Source organism: Pseudomonas sp. YH-1 (assembly GCF_051990045.1).
GTDB classification, from domain to species: domain Bacteria; phylum Pseudomonadota; class Gammaproteobacteria; order Pseudomonadales; family Pseudomonadaceae; genus Pseudomonas; species Pseudomonas nicosulfuronedens.
The window spans coordinates 2621080-2644799 of record NZ_CP178184.1 but is presented as its reverse complement, the minus strand read 5'-3'; the positions used below and the strand labels follow the sequence as shown (position 1 = coordinate 2644799).

8 protein-coding genes are annotated in these 23720 nt (G+C 66.6%); 3 read left to right on the top strand and 5 right to left on the bottom strand.

Annotated features, from left to right (window positions below):
- Positions 1 to 17: 17 nt before the first annotated feature.
- The 4 genes from ACKI1H_RS12335 to ACKI1H_RS12320 form a co-directional block, all read right to left on the bottom strand.
- Entirely contained in the window at positions 18 to 17150 is a 17133-nt protein-coding gene (locus tag ACKI1H_RS12335) for an Ig-like domain-containing protein (RefSeq protein WP_440468481.1), read from the bottom strand.
- Positions 17151 to 17662: 512 nt separating this feature from the next.
- Entirely contained in the window at positions 17663 to 18055 is a 393-nt protein-coding gene (gene gloA / locus ACKI1H_RS12330) for a lactoylglutathione lyase (RefSeq protein WP_017521018.1), read from the bottom strand.
- A gap of 95 nt (positions 18056 to 18150) precedes the next feature.
- On the bottom strand, positions 18151 to 19368 hold the full coding sequence (locus tag ACKI1H_RS12325) for an argininosuccinate synthase (protein ID WP_138520725.1): 1218 nt from the start codon (positions 19366 to 19368) through the stop codon (positions 18151 to 18153).
- 132 nt (positions 19369 to 19500) lie between these two features.
- Positions 19501 to 20511 (bottom strand): flagellar protein MotY, encoded by a 1011-nt coding sequence (locus tag ACKI1H_RS12320; RefSeq protein WP_440468480.1) that lies wholly within the window; start codon positions 20509 to 20511, stop codon positions 19501 to 19503.
- 138 nt (positions 20512 to 20649) lie between these two features.
- Here ACKI1H_RS12320 and pyrC point away from each other — a divergent pair, with 138 nt between their 5' ends.
- Together pyrC and rnt are read left to right on the top strand one after the other, a co-directional pair.
- Complete coding sequence (pyrC, locus tag ACKI1H_RS12315) at positions 20650 to 21696, top strand: dihydroorotase (protein ID WP_138520724.1); 1047 nt, start codon at positions 20650 to 20652, stop codon at positions 21694 to 21696.
- Positions 21693 to 22373 carry a ribonuclease T gene (rnt, locus tag ACKI1H_RS12310; RefSeq protein ID WP_037011317.1) on the top strand — a complete coding sequence of 227 codons (681 nt, stop codon included), beginning with the start codon at positions 21693 to 21695 and terminating at the stop codon, positions 22371 to 22373. Before pyrC ends, rnt begins: the two co-directional genes overlap by 4 nt.
- 60 nt (positions 22374 to 22433) lie before the next feature.
- Here rnt and ACKI1H_RS12305 read toward each other — a convergent pair whose 3' ends face one another.
- On the bottom strand, positions 22434 to 23036 hold the full coding sequence (locus ACKI1H_RS12305) for a peroxiredoxin (RefSeq protein ID WP_138520723.1): 603 nt from the start codon (positions 23034 to 23036) through the stop codon (positions 22434 to 22436).
- Positions 23037 to 23300: 264 nt separating this feature from the next.
- Between ACKI1H_RS12305 and ACKI1H_RS12300 the strand changes: the two genes are divergently transcribed.
- A complete protein-coding gene (locus ACKI1H_RS12300) occupies positions 23301 to 23516 on the top strand; it encodes a bacterioferritin-associated ferredoxin (protein WP_138520722.1) in 216 nt (71 codons plus the stop codon).
- The last annotated feature ends 204 nt before the right edge of the window (positions 23517 to 23720 follow it).

Sequence of the window (23720 nt, the reverse complement as noted above, 5' to 3'; positions counted from 1 at the left end):
GCCCCTCGCCCCGGTCGTCAGACCACGTTGATGCCGTGCTGGATCAGCAGGTCCGCATTGGTGTTGCTCCCCATGCTCGCGTTGTGCCAGATGTCGTAATCGACGCCGTTCACGTTCTTGCTGCCGCTGACTTCCCAGCCGCCGGAACCGACCGTTTCGGCCAGGTCCACGGTGGAACTGCCATCACCCTTGATCATCAGGTTGGGCACCTCGGCGCTGGTGGTGTCGACCTGCTTGAGCACGTCCGCCAGGCGCAGCGAGAGGGTGTTGTTGCCGCTGCCCTCCTGGCTGCTGCCCAGGTCGAAGATCTCGAAACCCTTGACCCGCGTGCCGTAGCTGGTGAGATCCAGCTGCAGGCCGGAGGCCTCGAACTTCAGGGTATCGATGCCCAGGCCACCGTCGACCCGGGTGAACGTCGTCCCGACCAGACCGATGGTGTCGTTGCCGGCACCGCCCATGGCCACGTCATGCTGCACGCTGGTATCGGTGGTACCAGTGGTGTCGGTACCGATGCCGTGGATGATGTCGTTGCCCTGGCCGCCGCTGATGATGTCCACCCCGTTGTTGATGGCGGACGCTCCCGGGCTGGTGGTGCCGGCCCAGATTTCATCGTCACCGACGGTGTAGCTGTGGGTCAGCAGCGCGATGGAGCCGCTGTAGATGTTGTAGCCACCGGCGTTGGTCGCTCCGGTGTCGCTCTGCCAGACGCCGTAGCCATAATCGGCGATACCGTCGCCATTCCAGTCGCCCATGGCCAGGCCGGTACCGGCATAGTCATTGGCGTTGACCCCGGTGTACTTCACCGCCAGCCCGGCCGCGACCAGCGCGTCCAGGTCGGTATTGGCGTCGAAGCTGCCGTCGGCGCGACCGTACACCAGGTACACCGCGCCACGGTTGGTGACGCCGTTATCGTAGCCGGGCATACCGATCAGGAAGTCGTCGATGCCGTCGCCGTTGACATCGCCGCCGGAGCTGACGGCATAGCCAAGCATGCCGTCAGCGGTGGTCTTCGAACCACTAATGGCGGTGCCATTGCTGCTGCTGGAGATGATGAAGCCATCGGTGCCGTTCAGGTTGCCCAGCTTGATGTCACTCCAGGCCACCCCACTCTCCTTGCCATAGATCACATAGACCCGGCCCGGTGCGGTGGTGTCGGTAGCCGAGTCGCCCCAGCCCGGCGAACCGATGGCGAAGTCCTCGATGCCGTCGCCATTGATATCGCCGATGTTCTGGATAGAGGAGAATTCGGCGTACCACTGGCCGGCGTTCTGCGCTGTTCCGCCCTGGTCATAGGTCGCCCCGCCGAGCCACTCACCGGTTTCCGAACCCACCAGGCGCACGCCCTGGTCAGGCGTCAGGTTGGCCAGGTTGTAGCTGTTGCCCAAGCCATTGGCGCTACCCCAGATCAGGTAGGCGGTGCCGCTGTTGGACACCGTACTGCCGCTCAGCCCGTTGCCGCGCGGAGCAGTGACGATGTAGTCGGCGTAGCCATCGCCGTTGACGTCGCCGATGACCTTGATCACCGAACCGAGGTCGGAATCGGCGTCAGGCGTATAGGTGGTGCGCACGTTGGTCTGGTTCTCCACGCGTGAACCCAGAGTGGACGAGGTGGCACCGGTGGCGTAGTAGAGGCCACCCGGATCGGCATCGCTGGCGTAGTTGCGCAGCAGCAGGTTGCTCCACGCAGAGCTGCCCGCGTCGCCAGCGTGACCATAGAGCACCACGTACATGCCGTTGCCGCCGTTACCGTCGGCCGAGCCGATGATCAGGTCGGCGTAGCCGTCACCATTGATGTCGCCGCCGCTGATGCTGTTGGCCGGCCACCCACCGGTGTTGTTGTTCTTGATCACGAAGCCATTGGCGGTGGCACCATTCTCCAGGCTCTGCAGATCGAGGGTGCTGAGAGTGTTGCCTTCACGACCGAAGATTATGTAGGCGCGGTCGTTGAGCGTGCCGGTGATGGCAAAGTCGTCATAGCCGTCGCCGTTGATGTCGCCGAGGTTGGTGACCAATTGACCCTGGATACCAACATCGCCCCCCGTGCCGGTAACGCCGCTCTGCTTGATGCGGAAGCCCTGGTCGGGTGTCAGGTTGTCGATGTTCTTCAACGACGGTAGGCCATTGGCGCTGCCATAGAGCACATAGATGTCCGACTGGTAGGCCGCGGTGGAGCCATAGATGTCGTGCGGCGCGGAGACCACGAAGTCCTCGTAGCCGTCGCCGTTGAAGTCACCGATGGACGACATCGACAGGCCGAGGCCGTCGGCGGCCTGGGTGCTGGAAGCCACCGACGGCGTGCCGGCCACGTCGATGACCAGCCTGGCATCGGCACTGTTGTCGAGCAGGCCGACCTGGGAGTGGTTGCCCGCCTCGTCCACCAGCACTGCCTTCATGTTGTAGCTACCATCGAACATCGACGGCAGCGTCACGTTGAAGGTGCCGCCGGTGCCGTTCACCGTCAGGGTGAGGTCCTGGGCGTAGAGGACATCGCCCTCGCCATAGACGCCATCGCCGTTCTTGTCGTCGAACAGCATCACGGTGATCTTGCCCGCCGCGGCAGCCGCAGCGTCCGCCGCGGAGAGACCGGCAACAGTGCCGGTGAAGCTCGGCGTCATCACGCTGGTCTTGTTGTCGGTGGTGCTGCTGCCATTGTCGCTGGCGGTATCCAGGTCGAGGACGAAGCTGGTGAAGGTCGGCGCCTGGGTGTCGATGCTCAGGTCGTGCTGGGCGCTCTGGCCGATGTTGCCGGCGTCGTCCACCACCCGCACAACCACGGTGTAGCTGCCGTCGGCAATCACCTTGCCGGTGTTGTCGAAGCGCCAGTCGGTGCCATTGACCTCGGCACGCTGCCAGGTCTGGCCGCCATCCAGGCTGATCTCCACGCCTTCGCCGGCGCCGAGGGCAACGCCCAGCTTGCCGGAGAACACCAGGGTGTTGTCGTTGGTGATGAAGTCATTGCCCTGGGCGCCGTTGTCGTCGCTGATGGCGTCGAGGGTAATGGTCTTGTCGGCGCTCGGTCCGTCGGTATCGATCTGCACGTTGTGGCTGGCGCTGTTGCCGACGTTGCCGGCATCGTCGACCACCCGTACCTGCACGTCGTACACCGCGTCACCCAGTACCTTGCCCGTATTGTCGAAGCTCCAGTCAGTGCCGTTGACCTCGACGCGCTGCCAGGTCTGGCCACCGTCGAGGCTGATTTCCACACCCTCGTCAGCCGCCAGGTTCTGGCTCAGGTGGCCGTGGAACAGCAGCGTATTGTCGTTGGTGACGAAGTCGTTGCCGAGGTAGCCGTTGTCGTCGCTGATGCCATCGAAGCTGATGGTGAGGCTGGCGGACGGACCCTGGGTATCGATCTGTACCGCCTGGCTGCCGGCCAGGCTGACATTGCCTTCGCTGCCGACCACGCGGGCCATGAACACATAGTCGCCATCGCCCAGGGTGGTGCCGCTGTTGTCGAAGACATAGGTGCCGTTGCCCTGATCGACGGCGTCGTGCCAGGTCTGGCCGCCGTCGATGGAGATCTGCACCTTGTCGCCGGCGTTGAGCTGGCCGACCACGGTGGCGCTGACCACCAGGGTGTTGTCGTTGGTGATGAAGTCGCCGCTGTTCAGGCCGTTGTCTTCGGAGATGCCGCTGACAGTCGCCAGCGCGTAGTGCGCACTGCCGCTGGCGCTGCTGTTATGGGCGGCGTCAGTGGCTACGGCGCTGACCTCGCCGCTGCCCTGGGCTCCAGCGCTGGTAACGCTGTAGGTGCCCGCGGCGCTGGCGGTGACGGTCTGCTGCGTACCATCGGGGAAGGTCACGGTGACGCTGCTGCCGGCTTCGGCGTTGCCGCTGACCACCAGGGTGCCGTCGGCATTGGCGTTGACCAGCACGCTGGGAGCGAGCGGCGCGGTGTTGTCGGCGTAGTCCGCGGAGGCGGACGCACCGGTGTTGCCGGCCGCGTCGGTGGCAGCGGCGCTGACTTCGCCAGTGCTCTGCGGGACGTGGGTAGTAACGCTGTAGCTGCCGTCGGAACCGGCAATGGCCGTACCGGTAGCGCCGCTGGGGAAGGTCACGGTGACGGTGCTGCCCGCCTCCGCGCTGCCGCTCACGGTGAGGCCGCCATCGGCGTTGACCGTGATGTTCACGCTCGGCGCACCTGGTGCGGTGGTGTCGGTGAAGTCTGCGGTGGCAGCCGGGCCGACGTTACCCGCCAGGTCGGTGGCGCTGGCGCTGACTTCGCCGCTGGGCTGGCCAACCGGCGAGGTGACGCTGAAGCGGCCATCGGTCCCGGCGGTCACCGATCCGCTGGTGCCATCCGGGTAGGTCACAGTGACGCTGCTGCCCGCTTCGGCGCTGCCGCTGACGGTGACGCTGCCATCGGCATTGTTCACCAGCGGGTCGAGCACCGGCGCTTGCGGCAGGCTGGTGTCCGTGTAGGCGGCGGTAGTGGCCGGACCGTTGTTGCCGGCTGCGTCGGTCGCCAGGGCGCTGACGTCACCGCTGGTTTGCGGCACATGGGTGGTGACGCTGTAGCTGCCGTCGGTGCCGGCGACTGCCGTGCCGCTGGTGCCATCCGGGAAGGTTACGGTGACAGTGCTGCCCGCCTCGGCCGTACCGCTCACGGTCAGGCCGCCATCAGCGTTCGCCGCGACGTTGGCGCTCGGCGCAGTCGGCGCTGTGGTGTCGGTGAAGGTGGCAGCAGACGACGGGCCGTTGTTGCCGGCGGCATCACTGGCACTGGCACTGACCTCACCGCTGGGCTGGCCGACCGGCGAGGTGACGCTGAAGCGGCCATCGGAGCCGGCGGTTACCGATCCAGTGGTGCCATCCGGGTAGGTCACAGTGACGCTGCTGCCCGCTTCGGCGCTGCCGCTGACAGTAACGCTGCCATCAGCATTGTTCACCAGCGGATCGAGTACCGGCGCCAGGGGTGCGGTGTTGTCGGTATAGCTCTCGACCGTCGACGCACCGGCATTGCCGGCGGCATCGGTGGCCGATGCACTGACATTCCCACTGGTCTGTGGAACCGTGGTGGTCACGCTGTAGCTGCCGTCGGAACCCGCAGTCGCGGTGCCGGTGCTGCCATCCGGGAAGGTCACGGTGACGCTGCTGCCCGCCTCCGCCATGCCGCTCACGGTCAGGCCGCCATCGGCATTGGCCGTGACGTTCACGCTCGGCGCCAGCGGCGCAGCGCTGTCGGTGTAGTCCGCGGTACCCGCGCCGCCGGTATTGCCGGCGGCATCGGTGGCGGTCGCGCTGACTTCACCACTGGTTTGCGGAACCGTCGTGGTGACGCTGTAGCTGCCGTCGGAACCCGCAGTCGCGGTGCCGGTGCTGCCATCCGGGAAGGTCACGGTGACGCTGCTGCCCGCCTCCGCCGTGCCGCTCACGGTCAGGCCGCCATCGGCATTGGCCGTGACGTTCACGCTCGGTGCCAGCGGAGCACCGGTGTCGGTGTAGTCCACCGTGGCGGCGGCGCCGCTATTGCCCGCTGCGTCGGTAGCGGTCGCGCTGACCTCACCGGAGGTTTGTGGAACATGGGTAGTGACGCTGTAGCTACCGTCGCTGCCCGCGATCGCCGTACCGGTGCTGCCGTCCGGGAAGGTCACGGTGACGGTGCTGCCCGCCTCCGCCATGCCTGTCACGGTCAGGCCGCCATCGGCGTTGGCGCTGACGTTCACGCTCGGCGACTGCGGCGCGCCGGTATCGGTGTAGCCCACCGTGGCGGCGTCTCCGGTATTGCCGGCGCTGTCGGTCGCCGTGGCGCTGACTTCACCCGTGGTCTGCGGCACCGTCGTGGTAACGCTGTAGGAACCGTCGCTGCCGGCGGTCGTGGTGGTACTGCTGCCATCCGGGAAGGTCACGGTAACGGTGCTACCCGCCTCCGCGCTGCCGCTGACGGTCAGTCCGCCATCGGCATTGGCGCTGACGTTCACGCTCGGCGCATCCGGTGCGGTGGTGTCGGCGAATTCGCCGGTGGCCGACGGGCCGGTATTGCCCGCCTCGTCGGTGGCCTTGGCGGTGACATCGCCGGTGGGCTGCCCCGCCGGCGAGGTGATGCTGAAGGTGCCATCGCTGCCCGCGACCACAGAGCCGGTGGTGCCGTCCGGGAAGGTCACGGTCACGGTGCTGCCCGCTTCGGCGCTGCCGGTGAGGGTGACGCTGCCATCACCGTTGGTCACCAGCGGCTCCAGTTCCGGCGCCAGCGGTGCGGTGCTGTCGGTGTAGGACTCGACCGTCGGGGCGCTGGCATTGCCAGCGGCATCGGTGGCGCTGGCGCTGACGTCACCACTGGTTTGCGGGACGTGGGTGGTGACGCTGTAGCTGCCATCGGTGCCCGCGGTCGCCGTGCCGGTGCTGCCATCGGGGAAGGTCACGGTGACGCTGCTGCCCGCCTCCGCGCTGCCGCTGACAGTCAGGCCGCCATCGGCATTGACGCCGACGTTCACGCTCGGCGCCAGCGGTGCGCCGCTGTCGGTGTAGTCCACGGTGGCCGCGGCGCCGGTATTGCCGGCGGCGTCGGTCGCGCTGGCGCTGACCTCGCCTGTGGTTTGCGGAGTGCTGGTGGTAACGCTGTAGCTGCCATCGCTGCCCGCCGTGACGGTGTCGGTGGAGCCATCCGGGAAGGTCACAGTGACGCTGCTGCCCGCCTCCGCGCTGCCGCTGACGGTCAGGCCGCCGTCGGCGTTGGCCGTGACGTTGACGCTCGGAGCCTGCGGGCCCTGGGTGTCGCTGTAGCTCTCGACCGTGGGCGCGCCGGTGTTGCCAGCGGCATCGGTGGCGCTGGCGCTGACGTCACCGCTGGTCTGCGGGACGTGGGTGGTGACTTCGTAGCTGCCATCGCTGCCGGCGGTCACCGAGGTAGTCGAGCCGTCCGGGAAGGTCACGGTAACGGTGCTACCCGCCTCCGCGCTGCCGCTGACGGTCAGGCCGCCATCGGCATTGGCGCTGACGTTCACGCTCGGCGATTGTGGCGCACCGGTGTCGGTGTAGCCCACGGTGGTGCTGTCGCCTACGTTGCCAGCCGCGTCGCTGGCGCTGGCGGTCACGTCGCCACTGGTCTGCGGTACGTGGGTGGTGATGCTGTAGCTGCCATCGCTGCCCGCCGTGGCGGTATCGGTAGAGCCATCCGGGAAGGTTACGGTGACGCTGCTGCCCGCCTCTGCCGTACCCGTTACCGTCAGGCCGCCATCGGCATTGGCCGTGACGTTGACGCTCGGGGCATCCGGCGCGGTGGTGTCGGTGTAGCTCTCGGTCACCGAGGCGCCAGTGTTGCCGGCTTCGTCGGTGGCGTTGACGCTGATCTCGCCGCTGGGCTGGTTGTCCGGCGAGGTGACCGACCAGGATCCGTCTTCACCCGCTACCACGGAGCCGGTAGTGCCGTCCGGGTAGGTGATGGTGACGGTGCTGCCCGGCTCGGCGCTGCCGCCGACGGTAATGCTGCCGTCTTCGTTGGTGACGACCGGGTCGAGGACCGGCGCTTGCGGCGCAGTGCTGTCGGTGTAGGCCTGGGTGGTGGCATCGCCGGTGTTGCCGGCGGCATCGGTGGCGGTTGCACTGACCTCACCGCTGGTCTGCGGCACCTGGGTGCTGATGCTGTAGCTGCCATCGCCACCCGCCGTGGTGGTCGCGGTGCTGCCGTCCGGGAAGGTCACGGTCACGGTGCTGCCCGCCTCCGCGCTGCCGGTCACCGTCAGACCGCCATCGGCATTGGCCGTGACGTTAACGCTCGGCGCGTCCGGTGCGGTGGTATCGGCGAACTCGCCGGTGGCCGACGGGCCGGTATTGCCGGCTTCGTCGGTGGCCTTGGCGGTGACATCGCCGCTGGGCTGGCCGGCGGGAGACGTGAGGGTGAAGCTGCCATCCTCACCGGCCACCACACTGCCGGTGGTGCCGTCGGGATAGGTGACGGTCACCGTGCTGCCCGGCTCGGCCGAGCCGCCAATGGTGAGGCTGCCGTCTTCATTGGTGACGAGCGGATCGAGTACCGGCGCCAGCGGAGCAGTGCTGTCGGTGTAGCTCTGTGCAGTGGCGTCGCCGGTGTTGCCGGCGGCATCGGTGGCGGTCGCGCTGATCTCGCCGGAAGTCTGCGGAACCGTGGTGGTCACGCTGTAGCTGCCATCGGAGCCGGCGATGGCCGTACCGGTGGTGCCATCAGGGAAGGTAACGGTCACGGTGCTGCCGGCTTCCGCCGTGCCAGTCACGGTCAGGCCGCCGTCGGCATTCGCCGCGACATTCACGCTCGGTGCATCCGGCGCGGTGGTGTCGGTGTAGCTCTCGGTCACCGAGGCGCCGGTATTGCCGGCTTCGTCGGTGGCCTTGGCGGTGAGGTCACCGCTGGGCTGATTCTCCGGCGAGGTGATCGACCAGGAGCCGTCTTCACCCGCTACCACGGAGCCGGTAGTGCCGTCCGGGTAGGTGATGGTGACGGTGCTGCCCGGCTCGGCGCTGCCGCCGACGGTGACGCTACCGTCTTCGTTGGTGACGATCGGGTCGAGTACCGGCGCTTGCGGCGCGGTGCTGTCGGTATAGGCCTGGGTGGTCGCGTCGCCGGTATTGCCAGCGGCATCGGTGGCGCTGGCGCTGACCTCACCGCTGGTCTGCGGCACGTGGGTGGTGATGCCGTAGCTACCATCGCTACCTGCTGTGACGGTGTCGCTGGAGCCATCCGGGAAGGTCACGGTAACGGTCGAGCCCGGCTCGGCGCTGCCGCTCACGGTCAAGCCGCCATCGGCGTTCGCTGTGACAGTCACGCTCGGCGCTTCCGGTGCGGTGGTGTCGGTGTAGCTCTCGGTCACCGAGGCGCCGGTGTTGCCGGCTTCGTCGGTGGCATTGACGCTGATTTCACCGGTGGGCTGGTTCTCCGGCGAGGTGATCGACCAGGAACCATCTTCACCGACGACTACGTCGCCGGTGGAGCCATCCGGATAGGTCACGGTCACGGTGCTGCCCGGTTCGGCGCTGCCGCCGACGGTGACGCTGCCGTCGTCATTGGTGACGATCGGGTCGAGTACCGGCGCTTGCGGCGCGGTGCTGTCGGTGTAGGCCTGGGTGGTGGCGTCGCCGGTATTGCCGGCGGCATCGGTGGCGCTGGCGCTGACCTCACCGCTGGTCTGCGGTACGTGGGTGGTGATGCCGTAGCTACCGTCGCTACCTGCCGTGACGGTGTCGCTGGAACCGTCCGGGAAGGTCACGGTAACGGTCGAACCGGGCTCGGCGCTGCCGCTCACGGTCAGGCCGCCATCGGCATTGGCCGTCACATTGACGCTCGGCGCTTCCGGGGCGGTGGTGTCGGTGTAGCTCTCGGTCACCGAGTCACCGGTATTGCCGGCTTCGTCGGTAGCCTTGGCGCTCACGTCACCGCTCGGCTGGTTGATCGGCGAGGTGATGCTGAAGCTGCCGTCTTCGCCCGCCACGACGCTGCCGGTGCTGCCATCGGGATAGGTGACAGTGACGGTGCTACCTGGCTCGGCGCTGCCGCCAACGGTGACGCTGCCGTCGTCATTGGTGACGATCGGGTCGAGTACCGGCGCTTGCGGCGCGGTGCTGTCGGCGTAGCTCTGAGTCGTGGCATCGCCGGTGTTGCCAGCGGCGTCGGTCGCAGTGGCGCTGACCTCACCGCTGGTCTGCGGCACGTTCGTGGTGACGCTGTAGCTGCCATCGGAGCCGGCGGTTGCCGTACCGGTGGAGCCATCCGGGAAGGTCACCGTCACGCTGCTGCCGGCTTCCGCCGTACCCGACACGGTCAGGCCGCCATCGGCATTGGCCGTGACAGTCATGCTCGGTGCATCCGGCGCGGTGGTGTCGGCATAGCTCTCGGTCGCCGATGGACCGGTATTGCCGGCCTCGTCGGTGGCATTGACGCTGACTTCGCCGCTGGGTTGGTTCTCCGGCGAGGTGGTCGACCAGGAACCATCTTCACCCGCCACCACGGAGCCGGTGCTGCCGTCGGGGTAGGTGACAGTCACCGTGCTGCCCGGCTCGGCCGAGCCGCCGAGGGTGATGCTGCCGTCTTCATTGGTGACGATCGGATCGAGTACCGGCGCCTGCGGCGCGGTGCTATCGGTGTAGGCCTGGGAAGTGGCATCGCCGGTATTGCCGGCGGCGTCGGTCGCGGTCGCGCTGACCTCACCGGTGGTTTGCGGAACCGTGGTGGTGATGCTGTAGCTGCCATCGCCACCAGCGGTGCCCGTGCCGGTGGAGCCATCGGGGAAGGTCACGGTCACCGTACTACCCGGCTCGGCGCTGCCGCTGACGGTCAGGCCGCCATCGGCATTGGCGGTGACTGTGACGCTCGGCGCCTCCGGTGCGGTGGTGTCGGCAAACTCGCCAGTAGCCGACGGGCCGGTGTTGCCGGCCTCATCGGTAGCGCTGGCCGTCACATCGCCGCTGGGTTGGCCAGCCGGAGACGTGAGGGTGAAGCTGCCGTCTTCGCCGGCCACCACGGAACCCGTGCTGCCGTCGGGATAGGTCACGTTGACCGTGCTGCCTGGCTCGGCCGAACCGCTGACCGTGATGCTGCCGTCGGCATTGCTCTGCAGCGGGTCCAGGGCCGGCGCTTGCGGTGCCGTGTCGTCGACATAGGCAAGGGAGGCCGAATCGCCAGTATTGCCGGCTTCGTCGGTGGCAGTAGCGCTGACCTCACCGCTGGTCTGCGGCACCTGGGTGGTGACGCTGTAGCTGCCATCGGAGCCGGCGGTTGCCGTACCGGTGGAGCCATCCGGGAAGGTCACCGTCACGCTGCTGCCGGCTTCCGCCGTGCCAGTCACGGTCAAGCCGCCGTCGGCATTCGCCGCGACATTCACGCTTGGTGCATCCGGCGCGGTGGTGTCGGTGTAGCTCTCGGTCGCCGAGGCCCCGGTATTGCCGGCTTCGTCGGTGGCGTTGACGCTGATCTCGCCGGTGGGCTGGTTCTCCGGCGAGGTGAGGGTGAAGCTGCCGTCCTCACCGGCTACCACGGAGCCGGTGCTACCGTCCGGGTAGGTCACGGTCACCGTACTGCCCGGCTCGGCGCTGCCACCGAGGGTGATGCTGCCGTCTTCGTTGGTGACGATCGGGTCGAGTACCGGCGCTTGCGGTGCAGTGCTGTCGGTGTAGGTGACGCTGGTCGAGTCGCCGCTATTGCCGGCGACGTCGGTCGCACTGGCGCTGACCTCACCACTGGTCTGCGGCACCGTGGTGGTGACGCTGTAGCTGCCATCGGTGCCAGCGGTTGCCGTGCCGGTGCTGCCATCGGGGAAGGTCACGGTGACGGTGCTGCCCGCTTCCGCCGTACCCGTCACGGTCAGGCCGCCGTCGGCATTGGCCGTGACATTGACGCTCGGCGCTTCCGGGGCGGTTGTGTCGGTGAAGCTTTCGCTGACCGACGGGCCGGTGTTGCCGGCCTCATCGGTGGCGTTGACGCTGATTTCGCCGGTGGGTTGGTTCTCCGGCGAGGTGATCGACCAGGAGCCGTCTTCACCGACGACTACGTCGCCGGTGGAGCCGTCCGGATAGGTCACAGTCACGGTGCTGCCCGGCTCGGCGCTGCCGCCGACGGTAATGCTGCCGTCTTCGTTGGTGACGATCGGGTCCAGAACCGGAGCCAACGGCGCGGTGCTGTCGGTGTAGCCGAGGGTGGTCGAATCACCGCTGTTGCCGGCGGCGTCGGTCGCGGCGGCGCTGACCTCACCGCTGGTCTGCGGCACGTTCGTGGTGACGCTGTAGCTGCCATCGCCACCTGCCGTGGCGGTGCCGGTGGAGCCATCCGGGAAGGTCACGGTGACGGTGGTGCCCGGCTCGGCGCTGCCGGTGACGGTCAGGCCGCCATCGGCGTTGGCGGTGACGTTGACGCTCGGCGCTTCCGGCGCGGTGGTGTCGGTGTAGCTCTCGGTCACCGAAGCACCGGTGTTACCCGCTTCGTCAGTGGCGTTGACGCTGATCTCGCCGGTGGGTTGGTTCTCCGGCGAGGTGAGGCTGAAGCTGCCGTCCTCGCCCACGACCACGGAGCCCGTGCTGCCGTCCGGGTAGGTCACGGTCACCGTGCTGCCCGGCTCGGCGCTGCCGCCGACGGTGACGCTGCCGTCCTCATTGGTGACGATCGGGTCCAGAACCGGCGCTTCTGGCGCGGTGCTGTCCGTGTAGCCCTGGGTGGTGGCGTCGCCGGTATTGCCGGCGGCGTCGGTCGCGGTCGCGCTGACCTCACCGCTGGTCTGCGGCACATGGGTGGTGACGCTGTAGTCGCCGTTATCGCCAGCGGTGGCGCTGGCGGTGCTGCCATCGGGGAAGGTCACGGTAACGGTCGTGCCCGGTTCGGCGCTGCCGGTGACAGTCAGGCCGCCATCGGCGTTCGCCGTGACGGAAACGCTCGGTGCCTCCGGCGCAGTGGTATCGGTGAAGCTCTCACTGGCAGACGGGCCGGTGTTGCCGGCTTCGTCAGTGGCATCGACGCTGACTTCGCCGGTGGGCTGGTTTTCCGGCGAGGTGATCGACCAGGAGCCGTCTTCACCCGCCACCACGGAGCCGGTGCTACCGTCAGGATAGGTGACGGTCACCGTGCTGCCTGGCTCGGCGCTGCCGCCAACGGTAATGCTGCCGTCTTCGTTGGTGACGAGAGGATCGAGTACCGGCGCTTGCGGCGCAGTGCTGTCGGTGTAGCTCTGAGTCGTGGCGTCGCCGGTATTGCCGGCGGCGTCGGTGGCGGTCGCGCTCACGTCACCGCTGGTTTGCGGAACCGTGGTGGTGATGCTGTAGCTGCCATCGCCACCAGCGGTGCCCGTGCCGGTGGAGCCGTCCGGGAAGGTCACGGTAACGGTGCTGCCTGCCTCTGCCATACCGCTCACAGTCAGTCCGCCGTCGGCATTGGCCGCGACGCTGAGGCTCGGCGCCTCCGGCGCGGTGGTGTCGGCAAACTCGCCTGTAGCGGACGGGCCGGTATTGCCGGCCTCGTCGGTAGCCTTGGCGCTTACGTCACCGCTCGGCTGGTTGATCGGCGAGGTGAGGCTGAAGCTGCCGTCCTCGCCCGCTACCACGGAACCTGTGCTGCCGTCCGGGTAGGTCACGGTCACCGTGCTGCCCGGCTCGGCGCTGCCGCCGACGGTGACGCTGCCGTCCTCGTTGGTGATGATCGGGTCCAGAACCGGCGCTTCTGGCGCGGTGCTGTCCGTGTAGCCCTGGGTGGTGGCGTCGCCGGTATTGCCGGCGGCGTCGGTCGCAGTCGCGCTGACCTCACCGCTGGTCTGCGGTACATGGGTGGTGATTTCGTAGCTGCCGCCGGGGCCGGCGGTGGCCGTGCCGGTGCTGCCGTCGGGGAAGGTGACGGTGACGGTCGTGCCCGGCTCGGCACTACCGGTCACGGTCAGGCCGCCGTCGGTATTGGCGGTGACGTTGACGCTCGGCGCTTCCGGGGCGGTGGTGTCGGTGAAGCTTTCGCTGACTGACGGGCCGGTATTGCCGGCTTCGTCGGTGGCGTTGACGTTGATGTCGCCAGTGGGCTGGTTTTCCGGCGAAGTGATCGACCAGGAGCCGTCTTCACCGACGACTACGTTGCCGGTGGAGCCGTCCGGATAGGTCACAGTCACGGTGCTGCCCGGCTCGGCGCTGCCGCCGATGGTGATGCTGCCGTCGTCATTGGTGACGATCGGGTCCAGAACCGGAGCCAACGGCGCGGTGCTGTCGGTGTAGCCCTGGGTGGTCGAGTCACCGCTGTTGCCGGCGGCGTCGGTCGCGACGGCGCTGACATCGCCGCTGGTCTGCGGCACGTTCGTGGTGACGCTGTAGCTGCCATCGCCACCTGCCGTAGCGGTGCCGGTGGAGCCATCCGGGAAGGTCACGGTGACGGTGGTGCCCGGTTCGGTGCTGCCGGTGACAGTCAGGCCGCCATCGGCGTTGGCGGTGACGTTGACGCTCGGCGCTTCCGGCGCGGTGGTGTCGGTGTAGCTCTCGGTCACCGAGGCCCCGGTATTGCCGGCTTCGTCGGTGGCGTTGACGCTGATCTCACCGCTGGGCTGGTTGTCCGGCGAGGTGATCGACCAGGATCCGTCTTCACCGACGACTACGTCACCGGTACTGCCATCCGGGTAGGTGACGGTCACGGTGCTACCTGGCTCGGCGCTGCCACCAACGGTGATGCTGCCGTCCTCGTTGGTGACGATCGGGTCCAGAACCGGCGCTTCTGGTGCGGTACTGTCGGTGTAGGGGAAAGTGCTCGAGTCGCCGGTGTTGCCGGCGGCGTCGGTCGCGGCGGCGCTGACCTCACCGCTGGTCTGCGGCACGTTCGTGGTGACGCTGTAGCTGCCATCGCCACCTGCCGTGGCGGTGCCGGTGGAGCCATCCGGGAAGGTCACGGTGACGGTGGTGCCCGGCTCGGCGCTGCCGGTGACGGTCAGGCCGCCATCGGCGTTGGCGGTGACGTTGACGCTCGGCGCTTCCGGCGCGGTGGTATCGGTATAGCTCTCGGTCGCCGAGGCGCCGGTATTGCCGGCCTCGTCGGTGGCGTTGACGCTGATGTCGCCAGTGGGCTGGTTTTCCGGCGAGGTGATCGACCAGGAGCCGTCTTCACCGACGACTACGTTGCCGGTACTGCCATCCGGGTAAGTGACGGTCACCGTGCTACCTGGCTCGGCGCTACCACCGATTGTGATGCTGCCGTCCTCGTTGGTGACGATCGGGTCCAGAACCGGCGCTTGCGGAGCAGTGCTGTCGGTATAGGTGACACTGGTCGAGTCGCCGGTGTTACCGGCTACGTCGGTCGCGGCGGCGCTGACCTCACCGCTGGTCTGCGGCACGTGGGTGGTGATTTCGTAGCTGCCGTCGCTGCCGGCGGTGGCCGTCGCGGTCGAGCCATCGGGGAAGGTCACGCTAACGGTCGAGCCCGCTTCGGCACTGCCGGTTACGGTCAGGCCGCCATCAGCATTAGGCGTGACGTTGACGCTCGGCGCTTCCGGCGCAGTGGTGTCGGCATAGTTCTCGGTCACCGAAGCGCCGGTGTTACCCGCTTCGTCGGTGGCGTTGACACTGATTTCGCCGGTGGGCTGATCTTCCGGCGAAGTGATCGACCAGGAGCCGTCTTCACCGACGACTACGTTGCCGGTGCTGCCATCCGGGTAGGTGACGGTGACGGTGCTGCCTGGCTCGGCGCTGCCGCCAACGGTAATGCTGCCGTCTTCGTTGGTAATGATCGGATCGAGTACCGGCGCTTGCGGTGCGGTGCTGTCGGTATAGGGGAAAGTGGTCGAACCACCGGTATTGCCGGCCGCGTCGGTCGCGGCGGCGCTGACCTCACCGCTGGTCTGCGGTACGTGGGTGGTGATTTCGTAGCTGCCGTCGCTGCCGGCGGTGGCCGTGGCGGTCGAGCCATCCGGGAAGGTCACGGTGACGGTCGAGCCCGCTTCGGCACTGCCGGTGACAGTGAGGCCGCCATCGGCGTTGGCGGTGACGTTGACGCTCGGCGCTTCCGGCGCGGTGGTATCGGTATAGCTCTCGGTCGCCGAGGCGCCGGTATTGCCGGCTTCGTCGGTGGCGTTGACGCTGATGTCGCCAGTGGGCTGGTTCTCAGGCGAGGTGAAGGTGAAGCTGCCATCGTCACCCACGACCACGGAGCCGGTGGAGCCATCCGGATAGGTCACGGTGACGGTGCTGCCCGGCTCGGCGCTGCCGCCAACGGTAATGCTGCCATCTTCGTTGGTGATGATCGGGCCCAGCACGGGAGCACCGGGCGGGGTGCTGTCAGCGAAGTTGTCGGTAGCGGCCGGGCCGGTGTTGCCGTCCAGGTCGGTCGCAGCCGCGCTGACCTCGCCGTTGGGCTGCGGATTGACGGAGGTCACCGCGAAGGCGCCGTTCGCATCGGCAACCGTGGTACCGGTGGAGCCGTCCGGGAAGGTCACGGTGACGGTGCAGCCGGGCTCGGCGTTGCCGCAGACGGTGACGGAACCATCCTCCAGGGCAATCAGCGGATCGAGCAACGGCGCATCCGGCGGGGTGCTATCGACGTATGCCAGGTTGCCGGGCTCACCGGTGTTGCCGTAGATGTCGGTGGCGGTGGCGCTGACTTCGCCACTGGCCTGGGGCGCATGGGTAGTGATGCTGTACTGGCCGTTGTCGTCAGCCATGACATTACCCACCGAGCCGTCCGGGAAGGTGACGGTGACGATGCTGCCGGCTTCGGCGCTGCCACTGATGGTGAGGCCGCCATCGGTGTTCTCGGTGACGCTGATGCTCGGCGCGGCCGGCGGAGTGGTATCGACATAGGGCAACTGGGTGCCGGGGCTGGTGTTGCCGGCGTCGTCGGTGGCGCTGGCGGTCAGCTCGCCCGAGGGCTGGTCGGGCGGAGAGGTCAGGCTGTAGCCGCCATCTTCGCCAACGACGACACTGCCGGTGCTGCCATCCGGGTAAGTCACGGTCACGGTGCTACCCGGCTCGGCGTTACCGCTGACAGTCACGCTGCCATCGGTGTTGGTAGTCACCTCGATGCTGGGTGCGCTCGGCGCAGTGGTGTCGGTGTAGTCGACATGGGCATCGCTGCTGTTGCCCTTGCCATCCTCGACGTGAATGTCCACGCCGCCGCTGGTCTGCGGCGAAGAGGTGGAAGCCTGGTAGTGACCATTGGCATCGGCCACCACGGTCGTGCTGGAACCATCGGGGAAGGTCACGGTAACGCTGGCGCCGGGGCTGGTGGTGCCACTGACGACGAGGCCGCCCGCCTCGCCTGCCTGCAGCTCGGCGGTAGGAGCCTTGAGCCCGCTGCTGCCGTGATGACCGCCACCGCCGCCACTATTGGAGGCCGCAACACCGCCTGCAACCAGAGCCAGACCGCCCAGCACCCAGGGCAGCGCCCCCTGATCGCCACCTTCTGCTACCAGCAGAGACTCCACCGAGTCGACTTCGCTGTAACTGGCGAAGACCGAGCCTTCGTCGTTGACCTCGGCAACCCAGTAATGGCCGTCACCGCTGTCGAGTACCAGATCGCTGTTCGGCTCACCGGCCGCCCCGAAGAACCCGTGGATGACGATCGTCTCGCCGTCCAGGGTCTTGATCACCAGGGCATTGCCTTCGCGGGTCATGCTGAGGACCTGCTCCTTGCTCAAGGCCAGCTTCACGACTGAGGGTGCGCGAAGGGTCAGGTCAGCCTGGTTGATCTCGGTGGCCGCGTGGGTCGCCTTGTCGATTACAACGATTGTTTTAGCCATGATGGGCCTCGGAACTCGGCAGTCAGGGGAAAGCTGCGGCAGGGCCGCTGCCATTCCCGGTCACAAGGGCGGCCGCAAGCCGACAGGCTTGCGGACCTTCTTCAACCACGGGGTTCGGAGACGCATCGCAGCGACCGGCAGACGAGGGCCGGCGGGGAAGGAAAAGCGATTGGTTATTGGAATTGGGCGTCGAGGGACCGAAGGTGCAGCCGGCCGGCCTGCTTGGCGGCGTCGGGGAGCAACCCGTGGATACTGGCTGAAGTATCCGTAGCAGCGTTCTTCGCGGACATCAGATGATTCCTAATCCCCCAGGCGCCGGGAGCAGCCTCCGAAAAGGCACTGCACGGTGTCTGCCTCGGGCATTGCGCCCGACGAACGAGAGCCCGCACGAGATAACCTGCGAACTTTTGTCGCCCCAGGCAGGCTCGGGCGCCCTTCCTGGCCAAAGGCTCGACTTCCCGCACCGGAAAAGAAAAACCCCGCTCGAGGCGGGGTTTCCGAGGACTGGAAGGTCAGTCCTTGCGCTGCGGCGACAGCAGTTCGATCTTGTAGCCGTCCGGGTCCTCGACGAAGGCCAGGATGCTGGTGCCGTGCTTCATGGGGCCCGGCTCGCGGGTGATCTTGCCACCACGGGAGCGGATGTCCTCGCAGGCCTTGTAGACGTCGGCCACTTCCAGGGCGATATGGCCATAGCCGGTGCCCAGCTCGTACTTGTCCACACCCCAGTTGTAGGTCAGCTCGATGACGCTGTTGTCGTCCTCGTTGCCGTAGCCCACGAAAGCCAGGGTGAACTGGCCGTCCGGGTAATCCTTGCGGCGCAGCAGGGTCATGCCCAGGACTTCGGTGTAGAAGGCGATGGATTTGTCCATGTCGCCGACGCGCAGCATGGTGTGCAGCAGTCTCATCGGTTCTTTCCTCATCAGGTGCCCGGTTGACGGGCTTATAAACACAAACCCCGGCTCGTGGCCGGGGTTTGCTTGTCACGGGAGACGCAAGCTTATCAGAACAGCTTGCGGCCCTTGTTCGCGGCGATACGCATGCGCAGCGCGTTGAGCTTGATGAAGCCAGCGGCATCGGCCTGGTTGTAGGCGCCGCCGTCTTCCTCGAAGGTCGCGATGTTGGCGTCGAACAGCGAGTCGTCGGACTTGCGGCCGACCACGATGACGTTGCCCTTGTACAGTTTCAGGCGCACGACGCCGTTCACGTGTTCCTGGGAGGCATCGATCATCTGCTGGAGCATCTCGCGCTCCGGGCTCCACCAGTAGCCGGTGTAGATCAGCTTGGCGTAACGCGGCATCAGCTCGTCCTTCAGGTGAGCGACTTCGCGGTCCAGGGTGATCGACTCGATGGCACGGTGCGCCTTGAGCATGATGGTGCCGCCGGGGGTCTCGTAGCAGCCGCGGGACTTCATGCCGACGTAACGGTTCTCGACGATGTCCAGTCGACCGATGCCGTTGGCGCCGCCGATGCGGTTCAGCTCGGTCAGTACCTGCGCCGGGCTCATGTCCTTGCCGTCGATGGCAACGATGTCGCCCTTGCGGTAGGTCAGCTCGATGTAGGTCGCCGCGTCAGGGGCCTTCTCCGGGGAGACGGTCCACTTCCACATGTCCTCTTCGTGCTCGGTCCAGGTGTCTTCCAGCACGCCGCCTTCATAGGAGATGTGCAGCAGGTTGGCATCCATGGAGTACGGCGATTTCTTCTTGCCGTGGCGCTCGATCGGGATGTTGTGGGCTTCGGCGTAGTCCATCAGCTTCTCGCGGGACAGCAGGTCCCACTCGCGCCAGGGAGCGATCACCTTCACGCCCGGCTTGAGCGCGTAGGCGCCCAGCTCGAAACGCACCTGGTCGTTGCCCTTGCCGGTGGCGCCGTGGGAGATGGCGTCAGCGCCGGTGGCGTTGGCAATCTCGATCAGGCGCTTGGCGATCAGCGGGCGGGCGATGGAGGTACCCAGCAGGTACTCGCCTTCGTAGACGGTGTTGGCACGGAACATCGGATAGACGAAGTCGCGGACGAACTCTTCTCGCAGGTCCTCGATGAAGACCTCTTTCACGCCCATCTGCTTGGCCTTGGCGCGGGCCGGCTCGACCTCCTCGCCCTGACCCAGGTCGGCGGTGAAGGTCACCACTTCACAGTTATAGGTATCCTGCAGCCACTTCAGAATTACGGAGGTGTCCAGGCCACCGGAATACGCCAGGACTACCTTCTTCACGTCCGCCATGCCACTCAACTCCACGGGGGTTGTCACGAAAGGGGTCGATTCTACTGTCCGCTCGGAATAATTTACAGAGGGGCGACAGCTTTTGACGACAAAGCGACAAATACTATCGTCGGTGCGACCCGACGCCGCGGCTCAACCCTTGGGAGTCGTGGGCGGCGTGGAGGGTGGATTGGCAGCGCTGGCCGATGGCGCTGCCGGGGCGCCCTGAGCGGGCGCGCTGGCAGCCGGAGCCGGCGTGCTGGGCGCAGCGGCGGCGGGGGCTGGCGGGGCTTCGGCGGGAACCTGTTCGACGACCGCCTCGCGGGACAGGTTCACCGTCACCCGGCGGTTCTTCGCGCGGTTGGCGGCGGAATTGTTCTTCACCAGCGGGTAGCGCTCGCCATAGAAACGCACGGTGATCTGCGATTCCGCCACACCGTTGGCCTTGAGGTACTCCATCACCGCGATGGCGCGGCGGCGCGAGGCCTCGCGGTTGGCCAGACGGTTGCCGCTGTTGTCGGAGTGGCCGTCCAGCTCGATACGGTTCACCGTCGGATCGGCCTTCATATATTGCAGGATGATGTCCAGCTTGGCGCGGCCCAACGGGTCGACCTCGGTACCGCCGTCCGGGAAGCCGACCTGGCTCTGGCGCACCTGGTCGAAGTTGACCGGAAGCATCTTCGTCGAGCAGTCCTGGAATTTCGTGTATCCATCGGCGAAACGCGTCGGCATCAGCCGCACCAGCAGGTTCTCGCCAGTGCGCGTGCGGTGGCGGACCTCCGGCGCACGACCTTCCAGCAGGCCGCCGAGCAGGCGCCCGGCCTGCTGCTGGGTACTATTGAAGGGAACGTCGCCCGAACCGACCTGCACCGCCCCCAGATTCAGGTCGCCCTGCCCTGGGCGCCATGGCGGCGCGGCCGCCAGCAGGGTCGCAGAACCGCTGCCCAGCCAGCCGGTCTGCGGCTTGAGGCGGAAGGTCGGCTGCTCGCCCGCGCGCCAGACGAACTCGCCCAGGCCGAAACCGGCCACGCTCTGCGACAACCGGCACTCGAACTGGTCGCCCGCCACCGTCCATTGCGCACTCTCCATGCGCGTCTGGAAGGTCAGCCCCCAGGCCGGAAGGCTGGCGCAGAGAGTGAGCAGGAGCAGAGAGGGCTGGCGCACGATGGCTTCCACACAGGTAAAAAGGCGTCCCAGATTCTATCGGTCAGCCTCGGCAAAACTTGATAGCGAGTGCCGGCGGCGGGCTTTTCCGGTAGCATTTCACCCTCTTCCCGCTGCAACCGCACCCCTGGAATCCGCATGTCCGACCGCCTGACACTCCTGCGCCCCGACGACTGGCACATCCACCTGCGCGACGGCGCCGCACTCGCGCAAACCGTCGGCGACGCCGCGCGCACCTTCGGCCGCGCCATCATCATGCCGAACCTGGTCCCGCCGGTACGCAACGCCGCCGAAGCCGACGCCTACCGCCAGCGCATCCTGGCCGCCCGTCCGGCCGGCAGCCGTTTCGAGCCGCTGATGGTGCTGTACCTCACCGACCGCACCAGCGTCGAGGAAGTCCGCACCGCCAAGGCCTCCGGCTTCGTGCACGCCGCCAAGCTGTACCCGGCCGGCGCCACCACCAACTCCGATTCCGGCGTCACCAGCGTCGACAACATCTTCCATGTGCTCGAAGCCATGGCCGAAGTCGGCCTGCCGCTGCTGGTGCACGGTGAGGTGACCCGCGCCGAGGTCGACGTGTTCGACCGCGAGAAACGCTTCATCGACGAGCACCTGACCCGCGTGGTCGAGCGTTTCCCGACTCTCAAGGTGGTCTTCGAGCACATCACCACCGGCGATGCCGCCGCCTTCGTCAAGGCCGCCCCGGCCAACGTCGGCGCCACCATCACCGCGCACCACCTGCTGTACAACCGCAACCACATGCTGGTTGGCGGCATCCGCCCGCACTTCTATTGCCTGCCGATCCTCAAGCGCAACACCCACCAGGAAGCCCTGCTGGATGCGGCCACCAGCGGCAGCCCGAAATTCTTCCTCGGCACCGACTCGGCCCCCCACGCGCGCCACGCCAAGGAAGCCGCCTGTGGTTGCGCCGGCTGCTACACCGCCTATGCCGCCATCGAGCTATACGCCGAAGCCTTCGAGCAGCGCAATGCGCTGGACAAGCTGGAAGGCTTTGCCAGCTTCCACGGCCCGGACTTCTACGGCCTGCCGCGCAACAGCGATCGCATCACCCTGGTCCGCGAAGAGTGGGAAGCCCCGGCGGCGCTGCCGTTCGGTGACTTCGACGTGGTTCCGCTGCGCGCGGGTGAAAAACTGCGCTGGCGCCTGCTGGAGACCGAGGCATGAGTGACGAGAACGAAATCTTCGAAGAAGAACTCGACGGTTCCTTCCCGCCCGGCCCGCGCCACCCGATGGCGCGCCGCTTCCGTGGCTACCTGCCGGTGGTCGTGGATGTCGAGACCGGCGGCTTCAACGCCGGCACCGATGCCCTGCTGGAAATCGCCGCCGTCACCATCGGCATGGACGAGAGTGGCTACCTGTTCCCGGAGCACACCTACTTCTTCCGTGTGGAGCCCTTCGAAGGCGCCAACATTGAGCAGGCGGCGCTGGAGTTCACCGGCATCAAGCTGGACCACCCGCTACGCATGGCCGTGCCGGAAGAGCAGGCGCTGACCGAGATCTTCCGTGGCATTCGCAAGTCGCTGAAGTCCAACGGCTGCAAGCGGGCGATCCTGGTCGGCCACAACAGCAGCTTCGACCTGGGCTTCCTCAACGCCGCGGTCAACCGCAGCGGCGTGAAGCGCAACCCGTTCCACCCGTTCTCCAGCTTCGATACCGCCACCCTCGCCGGCCTCGCCTACGGCCAGACCGTGCTGGCCAAGGCCTGCCAGACTGCCGGCATCGAGTTCGACAACCGCGAGGCGCACTCGGCGCGCTACGACACCGAGAAGACCGCCGAGCTGTTCTGCGGCATCGTCAACCGCTGGAAGGAATTCGGCGGCTGGATGGAAGACGATCACTGATCGTGCCTTCCTGAATGAAAAAGCCCCGCACTAGCGGGGCTTTTTCATGGGCCGCCAGCGTTACAGCTTACCGGCATGCTCGGCCAGGTAGGCGGCAACGCCTTCGGGCGAAGCGGCCATGCCCTTGTCGCCCTTCTTCCAGTTGGCCGGGCAGACTTCGCCGTGCTCCTCGGTGAACTGCAGGGCGTCGACCAGACGCAGCAGCTCGTCCATGTTACGGCCCAGCGGCAGGTCGTTGACGATCTGCGAACGCACCACGCCGTTCTTGTCGATCAGGAATGCCCCTCGGAAAGCCACGCCGCCTTCGGACTCGACGTCATAGGCCTTGCAGATCTCGTGGGTGATGTCGGCGGCCAGGGTGTACTTCACCGGGCCGATACCGCCCTTGTCCACCGGGGTGTTGCGCCAGGCGTTGTGGGTGAAGTGGGAGTCGATGGAGACGCCGATCACTTCGACGTTGCGCGCCCGGAAGTCGGGGATGCGGTGATCCAGGGCGATCAGCTCGGACGGGCAGACGAAGGTGAAGTCCAGCGGGTAGAAGAACACCAGGCCGTACTTGCCCTTGATGGCTTCGGACAGCACGAAGCTGTCGACGATCTCGCCAGTGCCCAGCACGGCGGCCACGTTGAAATCGGGAGCTTTCTTACCTACGAGTACGCTCATTTCCTTCTCCTTAATGGTGAGACGCTGGGGAGTGGAGGCTCCGCCCGGTCGAAACTGCCGTGCTTGAGAGCCCGCCACTCCAGTGGGGGCAGCCATCATACACCCCGCCCGCAACACCTACATCTGCGCGGCCTCGGCGCTAACTCATTGAACCGGTTGACCATTTATCGGGCCGTCGAAATGAGACCTCGGCAACTTTTGACAATCATTCTCATTATTATTAGTATCGCTTCCAACAACCCCACAGCGACAAGTAGTGCAACCATGTACGTCTGCCTCTGCAACGGTGTTACCGATACCCAGATCCGCGATGCGATCTACGACGGCGCCTGCAACTACCGCGAAGTGCGCGAATGCACCGGTGTCGGCACCCAATGCGGCAAGTGCGCGTGCCTGGCCAAGCAGGTGGTTCGCGATACCCTCGGCGATCTGCAGAGTGCCCAGTCGATGAACTACAACCTGGCCTACGCGGCGGGTTGAGAAAAATACCGCTGATCAGTTCAGCCGAAATTCCGAAGAAACCGGGCCATTGCCCGGTTTTTTTATGCCTGAAATTCAGGGATTTAGCGCCGGGATGCGGAATGAAAACATTCGCATTCATATTCCTTTTTATAACAAATTCAAGCACTTATGTTTGACATGTGGTTATAAGGGGGCGAGAATTTCAATCTCTCCCACTCCACA

Excerpts from the sequence above, each read along its gene's own strand:
- pyrC (WP_138520724.1), top strand. The coding sequence starts at position 20,650 with ATGTCCGACCGCCTGACACTCCTGCGCCCCGACGACTGGCACATCCAC.
- ACKI1H_RS12305 (WP_138520723.1), bottom strand. The coding sequence starts at position 23,036 with ATGAGCGTACTCGTAGGTAAGAAAGCTCCCGATTTCAACGTGGCCGCC.
- ACKI1H_RS12325 (WP_138520725.1), bottom strand. The coding sequence starts at position 19,368 with ATGGCGGACGTGAAGAAGGTAGTCCTGGCGTATTCCGGTGGCCTGGAC.
- rnt (WP_037011317.1), top strand. The coding sequence starts at position 21,693 with ATGAGTGACGAGAACGAAATCTTCGAAGAAGAACTCGACGGTTCCTTC.
- ACKI1H_RS12300 (WP_138520722.1), top strand. The coding sequence starts at position 23,301 with ATGTACGTCTGCCTCTGCAACGGTGTTACCGATACCCAGATCCGCGAT.
- gloA (WP_017521018.1), bottom strand. The coding sequence starts at position 18,055 with ATGAGACTGCTGCACACCATGCTGCGCGTCGGCGACATGGACAAATCC.
- ACKI1H_RS12335 (WP_440468481.1), bottom strand. The coding sequence starts at position 17,150 with ATGGCTAAAACAATCGTTGTAATCGACAAGGCGACCCACGCGGCCACC.